Below are 1,359 nucleotides of genomic sequence, written 5' to 3' on the forward strand. Positions count from 1 at the left end.
CTGGATCAGGTTGATCGCCAGCAGCATCACGAAGGAAATGCCCAGCATCGCCAGCGCGATGGCCACCGCGCCGTCGTAGTCGTATTCCTCCAGCCGGATCACGATCAGCAGCGGCGCAATCTCGGTCTGCAGCGGCAGGTTGCCTGCAATGAAGATGACCGAACCGTATTCGCCCACCGACCGCGCCAGCGACAGCGCGAAGCCGGTCAGCAGGGCCGGGGTCAGCATCGGCAGGATGATCCTGGTGAAGGTCCGCGCCCGCGAGGCCCCCAGCGTGGCCGAGGCTTCCTCGACCTCGCGGTCGATCTCCTCGATCACCGGCTGCACGGTGCGCACCACGAAGGGCAGGCCGACGAAGATCAGCGCGATCCAGATCCCCAATTCCGAATAGGCGACGCGCAGCCCAAACCAATCCATCAGCGGACCGCCGAACACGCCGTTCGGCGCATAGATCGCGGTCAGCGCGATCCCCGCCACGGCGGTCGGCAGCGCGAAGGGCAGATCCACGCTGGCGTCGATCACCCGCTTGAACGGGAAGTCGTAGCGCACCAGCACCCAGGCCAGCGCCAGACCGAAGACGAGGTTGAACCCTGCCGCGATTAGCGCCGCGCGGAACGACAGCAGAAGCGCCGCCTGCACCCGGTCGCGGCCCAGCACGGCCGCCAGTTCGGGCAGCCCGATCTGGGCGCCGCGCAGCAAGAGCGCGCCGATCGGCAGCAGCACGATGAGCGACAGCATGGTCAGCATCACGCCGAAGGAAAGCCCCCACCCCGGCAGGGGGGAGGGCGGTTTCAGCCGAAAGGTCGGTGCGACGCTCATTGCGACACGTAGATCTGGTCGAAGGTGCCGCCGTCGCCGAAGTGCTCCGGCTGGGCCTTCTCCCAGCCGCCGAAGTCGGCGATGGTCACGAGGTCGAGCTTCGGGAAGCGGGCGACATCCTCGGGATCGGCGGCCGAGGCGTCCCAGGCCCGGTAGAAGTTCTTGTAGGCGATGGCCTGGCCTTCGGGCGAGTAGAGATACTCCAGATAGGCCGTCGCCAGTTCGCGCTGTGCCTCATCCTTCAGGTTGCCCTCGACCAGCGCCACCGGCGGCTCGGCGAGGATCGACACCGACGGCACGACGATGTCGAACTTGTCCTCGCCCAGCTCTTCCAAGGCAAGATAGGCCTCGTTCTCCCAAGCCAGCAGCACATCACCCAGACCGCGCTGCGCGAAGGTCGTGGTCGAGCCGCGCGCCCCGGTGTCGAGCACCGGCACGTTCCTGAAGAGCGCGGCCACAAAGTCCTTCGGGTCTTGGCCGTTCTTCTCGGCCCATGCCCAGGCGGCAAGGTAGTTCCACCGCGCCCCGCCCGAGGTCTTC

2 protein-coding genes are annotated in these 1,359 nt (G+C 67.2%); both read right to left on the bottom strand.

Going from position 1 to position 1,359, the window contains the following annotated elements:
- On the bottom strand, positions 1–819 hold an 819-nt coding region (gene cysT / locus C5F48_RS23830; RefSeq protein WP_107666134.1), incomplete at its 3' end, for a sulfate ABC transporter permease subunit CysT.
- Positions 816–1,359 (bottom strand): sulfate ABC transporter substrate-binding protein (locus tag C5F48_RS23835; protein ID WP_146170762.1); only part of this gene is annotated, 544 nt, incomplete at its 5' end. The genes C5F48_RS23835 and cysT, both read right to left, overlap by 4 nt.

The sequence above is a fragment of the Cereibacter changlensis JA139 genome, from assembly GCF_003034985.1.
GTDB classification, from domain to species: domain Bacteria; phylum Pseudomonadota; class Alphaproteobacteria; order Rhodobacterales; family Rhodobacteraceae; genus Cereibacter; species Cereibacter changlensis.